5 protein-coding genes and 1 pseudogene are annotated in these 6,348 nt (G+C 64.7%); 1 reads left to right on the top strand and 5 read right to left on the bottom strand.

Annotated elements, in window-relative coordinates:
- Both ABZU91_RS16945 and ABZU91_RS16940 read right to left on the bottom strand, forming a co-directional pair.
- Window positions 1–1,107, bottom strand: a pseudogene (locus ABZU91_RS16945) (hypothetical protein); the annotation flags it as partial.
- A 10-nt stretch (window positions 1,108–1,117) separates the two neighbouring features.
- Window positions 1,118–1,588, bottom strand: a complete 471-nt coding sequence (locus ABZU91_RS16940) for a hypothetical protein (RefSeq protein ID WP_355240659.1) — start codon at window positions 1,586–1,588, stop codon at window positions 1,118–1,120.
- A 136-nt stretch (window positions 1,589–1,724) separates the two neighbouring features.
- On the opposite strand from ABZU91_RS16940, the gene ABZU91_RS16935 reads away from it, so the two are divergent.
- Window positions 1,725–2,375, top strand: coding sequence for a hypothetical protein (locus ABZU91_RS16935; protein ID WP_355240656.1), 651 nt, complete (start codon window positions 1,725–1,727; stop codon window positions 2,373–2,375).
- Window positions 2,376–2,436: 61 nt separating this feature from the next.
- On the opposite strand, the gene ABZU91_RS16930 is transcribed toward ABZU91_RS16935, so the two are convergent.
- Genes ABZU91_RS16930 through ABZU91_RS16920 form a run of 3 tightly spaced genes read right to left on the bottom strand, consistent with a single transcriptional unit; the run spans window position 2,437 to window position 6,321 of the window.
- Window positions 2,437–2,754 (bottom strand): WXG100 family type VII secretion target, encoded by a 318-nt coding sequence (locus tag ABZU91_RS16930; RefSeq protein WP_355240653.1) that lies wholly within the window; start codon window positions 2,752–2,754, stop codon window positions 2,437–2,439.
- Between the two features lie 35 nt (window positions 2,755–2,789).
- Complete coding sequence (locus tag ABZU91_RS16925; RefSeq protein ID WP_355240711.1) at window positions 2,790–3,110, bottom strand: WXG100 family type VII secretion target; 321 nt, start codon at window positions 3,108–3,110, stop codon at window positions 2,790–2,792.
- A gap of 19 nt (window positions 3,111–3,129) precedes the next feature.
- Window positions 3,130–6,321, bottom strand: coding sequence for a hypothetical protein (locus ABZU91_RS16920; protein WP_355240650.1), 3,192 nt, complete (start codon window positions 6,319–6,321; stop codon window positions 3,130–3,132).
- Window positions 6,322–6,348: the final 27 nt, after the last annotated feature.

Below are 6,348 nucleotides of genomic sequence, written 5' to 3'. Positions count from 1 at the left end.
CCGGGGAACGGACGGCCCGACCGCCGACGGGCCGTCCAGGGAGGCCCGCGGAGTCCCCAGCTGGTCTCCGATCGAGGGCCTGCGGACAACGCTCGCCGGGCCGTCTCCGCTCAGCGCGCGCGGAGTCCCCGGCACGCCGCCCTCGGCCGTGGTCCCGGCGACTCTCTCGAACGCCGCATTGCCCCGCCCACCCAGCGCTCCACCCGACGCGTCGAACTGATGCTCCGCACCTGCGGTGATCCGGGCACTGGACAGCGGTCCGTGATTGGGGGTCCCCTCCAGAGGACCGGCTGCCCGCTGCGTTCCCGTCCTGGGCCCACCGGCAGCGGCGTCCAGGTGCGGCGTCGCCGACAGGGGTGAGTTGCCACCCGGTCTGACGGTGCCGCCGATCTCACCGACGTTTCCGACACCTTTGGAGGTCGAGGGCGTGACGGGCACGTCGACGACGTTGCCCGCACCGCCCTTGGGCGTACCGCGGCCAAGGCCCGGCAGGGCACGGATGGAGCCGAGACCACCCATGAGGCCGGCCAGACCGACGCTGATGCCTTCCCGGGCGGCGTCCGGCTTGAAACGTCCGCTTCCCGGCACGGCGGCGTGGGCGATACCCCCGGCGGCCATGTCGAAGCCGAGCTGCAGCCCTCCGTACGTCAGGACGCCCAGGGCGATGTCGAGCACGAGGGTGGCGATCGTTCGGGCCAAGCCGGTGAGGCTCGTCATTCCGATGAGGATGTCGGCGACCGCAGCGAGAATAGGGCCGAGGACGAACGAGACCACGAGCAGGATGACCCCGAACACGCCGAGGAGGGCCTGCATGATGGCTTCGACTTTTTGCTTCCGGAGGAACTCCTCCAACTTGCCGGCGAACTCGCGGAGCTGGTTCGCGAACTCGCGGGCCCCCTGGGCCGCCTTGCCGACCTGCTCGACCACCTTGTCGGCGGCCAGACGCATGGCGTTGTGGGCCTGCCCCTCCCACAGCATCCCGTCGGCGCTGGACCGCACGAGACTGCCGTAGCTGTCCAAGCGGCCGGCCTGCTCGTCCCACTTCTGGGCGAGAGCACGCAGCTTCGCGGGGTCAGCGTGACTCGGGGGGATGTCGGGATAGGTCACGGATATCGGATCAGACGTCGCCGTAAGTGATCTGGATGGGGTTGTAGGTGGAATTCTCCGGCCGCTTACCGTCTGCTTGGCCGGTCGCTCCCAGCCCCTCGCTCAGCGCGTCGAACACATGGAAGACGCTGTGCTCGGCGTTGTCGTAGTTGCTGGCCGCCTGGAGCGCAACGCCCCGGACCAGACCGAAGATGCCGGGCTTGCCGGTGCTGCCGTCGCCCTCGGGTTCGCCGAACAGCTCAGCCTGCACCTTGTCGAGCCTCTCGTTGAAAGCGTTCGCCGCGGCGGCCGACTCCCCGACCCAGCTGAGTTGCAGGCCCTTCCACGTATCGGCGATCACGTTCCAGCACTCGACGATCGCTTCGATCTCGGCCTTCATCGACACGTGTGCGGTGTAGTGCATCACGCTCGGCCTCACGTAGATCGCCTTGGCAGCGTCTTCGTACGACGTTGGGGCGTCCGACGGGAAGGGGACCGTCACGGTTGCTCCTCGGTTTCCGGGTACTGGATCCCAAACTAAGGAGCTGGGCGGATCGGCCGCACGGCCCCGTTCGGGAACAACGGGTCACCTCAACGAGGACGTTGCCCGTTTCGTCGTGCGCCCGTAAGAGTCGGGTATGCCCAACGAAGGTTCGAACGTCGTTGATCTGACCCAGACCTGGCCAGACGCCAAGACGATAAACGGCGACAACGGCAACTACACCGACCCGGCGAGCGCCGCGCCGAAGCCACCCGATGTCCAGGCGGACGGCGCCGGCGGCTTCAAGGATTCGTACGGTCGTCCGACCAACGACAACGGCATCCTGGTCGACGACAAGAAGGTCCCGCTCGAACCGGGGCAACCGATGATGGGCTCGTTCACGGTCCACCTGGACACTGTCCATTCCGCGGAGCAGACGCTTCTGCACGAGGCCCAGAATCAAATCGCCCAGTTCGAGGCTTTTCGCGACGAGGTGGTCAGCCAGGAGTCATGGATCTTCTTCGCCGAGAATCCGGAGGCCCTGATTCCGCACTACCACGAGAACAACATGGATAGTTCGAGTGACTTCACCAACACCAACATTTTCTCGTATCCGGAAGGCACCTACGCAGACGCGAAGGACTCCAATCCAGAGGAGACCGCCAAGCTCGTGCATGCCCAGAACCAGTTGCTCCAGGGCTGCGGAACGGCGATCCATCTGGTCGGTACGTTCATCGGCAAGCTCAACGACGCCGGTCAGATGTACGCGGGCGCCGACCGCGCCTCCTGGGCCCCGGACCCGGACTGAGGCCAATCACGCAACGGCGGGGGCGGTGCGGATCTCCCGACACCGCCCCCGCCGCTTCCGCTCAGCCCTGCGGCCGCCAGGTCCTGAGGTTCGTCCACTCGCACTCCGAGTAGTTGTTCCAGCTCAGGTTCAACGCTGATGCGATCAACCCGAGAACTCCGTCCGGCCCGAAGAGTCCATCCGCGGCGAGGTTCCACTCGTTCTGAAGACCCTCGTAGTTCTCCTTGGCATCGCCCTGCCACGTATCCGCAAGCGGGAGGAGCTTGCTCTTCAGCGCTTCGAGCTGACCGACGATCTCGTTGGCTCGGCCGTTGAGTTGCCCACCGGCGGTTTCCAACTCCAACGGCACCCAGAGGCTGCTGCTCGTGGGGTCACCCATGACGTACTCCTTGCTGTTGAGTCAGAGCTGTCGAGTCAGAGCCGGGCACCGGGGATGTCGCCGTTGACGGCGACCAGGCTGTTGATGTTGGAAATTTCCGTGTCGACGTAGTTGACGGCATTTCCGCGGAGGCCAGTGGCGATGTCTGCCAGGGCGTTGTGCAACATCTTGCCGTAGATGTCGAAGTCGGTCATCAGTGCGTTGAACTGGTCAGAGGCAACACCGTGCCACTGCGCCTGAAGATTGACCACGAAAGACCTGAGCGAGGCGAGTTCCGCGTCGATCTCGGAGTTCGTGGAATCGCAGCTGGCGGCCGCGTCGGTCACCATCTGAGGAGTTACTTGAACTCTTTGCATTTTGTCCACCCTTCCGGGTTTATCGAGGTGTCGCTGACCCGTCCGAATTGAAGTTGACCGGGGTCAGGTTCTTGAGATTGCCGCCCTCGGCGGCCACGTACTGGTCGTAGGCTTTCCCGAGCGCGACGACCGAGTCGTGGAGGATGCTCTGCACGTCGTTGCTGACCGCGGTGATCCGTCCGACCACCGCCTCGTACTGTCGTCCGGCGGGGCTTTGCCAGGCGTCGAAGATCGCTTCGGCCTGCGTCTTCAGGTTCGCCAAGTGCCCGTCCAGGAGACCGGCCTGGGCCGCTACGACGTTCTTCGCCTGGAGCAGCTTCGGGATCTCCACGCGGAATTCGAACCGGCTACCGTCCGGGTTGATTTGATAGATCGGACGACCGTGGGAGTCCGTTCCGATCGTCGTGCCGTCCGGGTATCTCGTCACCGTCCAGTCACCCTGGTACGAGATGGAGATGTGTTTGCCGTCCTTGGTGCCGTAGGTGGGCCGCCCCTGGTCGTCAAATTTGGTGTACGTCCACCCATCGGCCACCAGGCTGGTCACCCGGCCGTTCCCGGCCCTCGTGATGACCGTGCCGTCACCGTACTTCCAGACACTGGAATCGTCATGGCCGTAGCTGATGGTGACTGTTTCCCCGGCACCTCCGTTCTCGCCCGGCTTGTGGCCGACAAGCGGGCGGCCTTCTCCATCGAACTTGGTGTACGTCCAGCCGTCCGAGATCATCGTGATCGGCTGGCCACCCGCGTTCCGCTCGATGACAGTGCGGCCATTGTGTGCGTCGGTGAACGTCCAGGTGCTGGTGCCGTTCGCTCCGTACTTGATGGCGACGGAACCGTCCGGCCCGTTACCCGCCGTGGGCCGGCCGTCACCGTCGAAGCTCCGGAACGTCCAGCCGTCCTGGACCATGGTGAGCGGCTGGCCGGAGGCACTCCGGGTCAGCGTCATCGTCGTGCCGCCGCCGGGATCGTGGTACGTCCAGGTGGACTCGCCGTTCGGCTTGTAGGCGATGGTGACCGTCTGCGGGGGTTGACCGTCCGCTCCCGGCACCCTGCCGTGGACGGGCCGCCCGTCCGAGTCGAACCGGTCGAACACGGTGCCGTCGGACGTGGTCTCGCGGGTTATCGCGCCGTCGGCGTTCCGCTGCACCCGGGTTCCGTCGGCGTACGACCAGGTGCTGGCACCGTTGGAGGTGTAACTGACCGTCACGTCACCAGGGCCGGGCATGGTGGCGTGCGTCGGACGGCCCTGACTGTCGAACCTGCTGAACGCGGTGCCGTCGGCCGACACCTGCGAGGTGACGTGACCGGAACTGTTGTACGACACCTTCGAGCCGTCGGCATATGACCAGACGCTGCCGCCCTTGGCACCGTAACTGATCGTCGCCGCACCACCATTCGGCAGCGCCGCATGGGTCGGGCCCTTGTCGGTGAAGGCACTGAACACCGTGCCATCAGCCGCTACCTGCGACGTCACACGATTGGAGCCGTCGTACGAGACCTTCGAGCCATCGGCGTACGACCAGACGCTGCCGCCCTTGGGGCCATAACTGATCGCCGCCGTGCCACCATTGGGCAACACCGCATGCGTCGGACCCTTGTCGGTGAAAGCACTCAACACCGTGCCATCCGCCGCCACCTGCGACGCCACACGATTAGAACCGTCGTACGACACCTTCGAACCATCGTCGTGCGACCACGTACTGCCGCCCTTGGCACCATAGCTGATCGACGCGGTAGCACCATTGGGCAACACCGCATGGGTCGGACCCTGATCGGTGAAGTCACTGAGCACCGTGCCGTCAGCCGCGACCTGCGACACCACATGATCCGAACCGTCGTACAACACCTTCGAACCATCGTCATACGACCAGACGCTGCCGCCTTTCGCGCCATAACTGATCGACGCCGCACCACCACCGTTCGGCAACACCGCATGCGTCGGACCCTGATGAGTGAATGCACTCAACACCGTGCCGTCAGCCGCGACCTGCGACACGACATGATCCGAACCGTCGTACGATACCCGCGAGCCGTCATCGAACGACCACGTACTGCCGTCACCGGCATACGCGATCGCCGCGACTCCACCACCATTGGGCAACACCGCATGCGTCGGACCCTGATCAGTGAAAGCACTGAGCACCGTGCCGTCAGCCGCTACCTGCGACGTCACATGATTAGAGCCGTCGTACGACACCCGCGAACCGTCATCGAACGACCAGACGCTGCCGCCTTTCGCGCCATAACTGATCGACGCCGCACCACCACCGTTCGGCAACACCGCATGCGTCGGACCCTGATCAGTGAAAGCACTCAACACCGTGCCGTCAGCCGCCACCTGCGACACCACATGATCCGAACCGTCGTACGACACCCGCGAGCCGTCATCGAACGACCACGTACTGCCGTCACCGGCATACGCGATCGCCGCGACTCCACCACCATTGGGCAACACCGCATGCGTCGGACCCTGATCAGTGAAAGCACTCAACACCGTGCCGTCAGCCGCTACCTGCGACGTCACATGATTAGAGCCGTCGTACGACACCCGCGAACCGTCGGTGTACGACCAGACGCTGCCGCCGTTCGCGGCATAGCTGATCGACGCAGCGCCACCGTTCGGCAGCGCCGCATGCGTCGGACCGACATCGGTGAACGCATTGAACACCGTGCCGTCAGCCGACACCTGCGAGATGACATGACTCGAACCGTCGTACGACACCTTCGAACCGTCATCGAACGACCAGACACTGCCCTTCGGGCCATAGCCGATCGACGCCGCACCACCATCAGGCAACGCCGCATGCGTCGGACGGCTCTGAGCATCAAAGCCGCTGAAGACGGTGCCATCCCCGGATACCTGCGACGTCACATGACTCGAACCGTCGTACGACACCTTCGAGCCATCGTCGAACGACCACGTACTGCCATCACCGGCGTACGAGATGGCCGCTACACCACCATCAGGCAGCGCCGCATGCGTCGGACCCTTGTCGGTGAACGCACTGAACACCGTGCCATCCGCCGACACCTGCGACACCACATGACTCGAACCGTCGTACGACACCCGCGAGCCATCGTCGAACGACCACGTACTGCCATCACCGGCGTACGAGATGGCCGCTACACCACCATCAGGCAGCGCCGCATGCGTCGCACCCTTGTCCGTGAAAGCACTGAACACCGTGCCGTCCCCGGACACCTGCGACACCACATGACTCGAACCGTCGTACGAGAT

The sequence above is a fragment of the Micromonospora sp. NPDC005174 genome, from assembly GCF_040608495.1.
GTDB lineage: Bacteria > Actinomycetota > Actinomycetes > Mycobacteriales > Micromonosporaceae > Micromonospora.
Note: the sequence above shows the minus strand (reverse complement) of the source record. Positions and strands in the feature narration are given on the sequence as shown.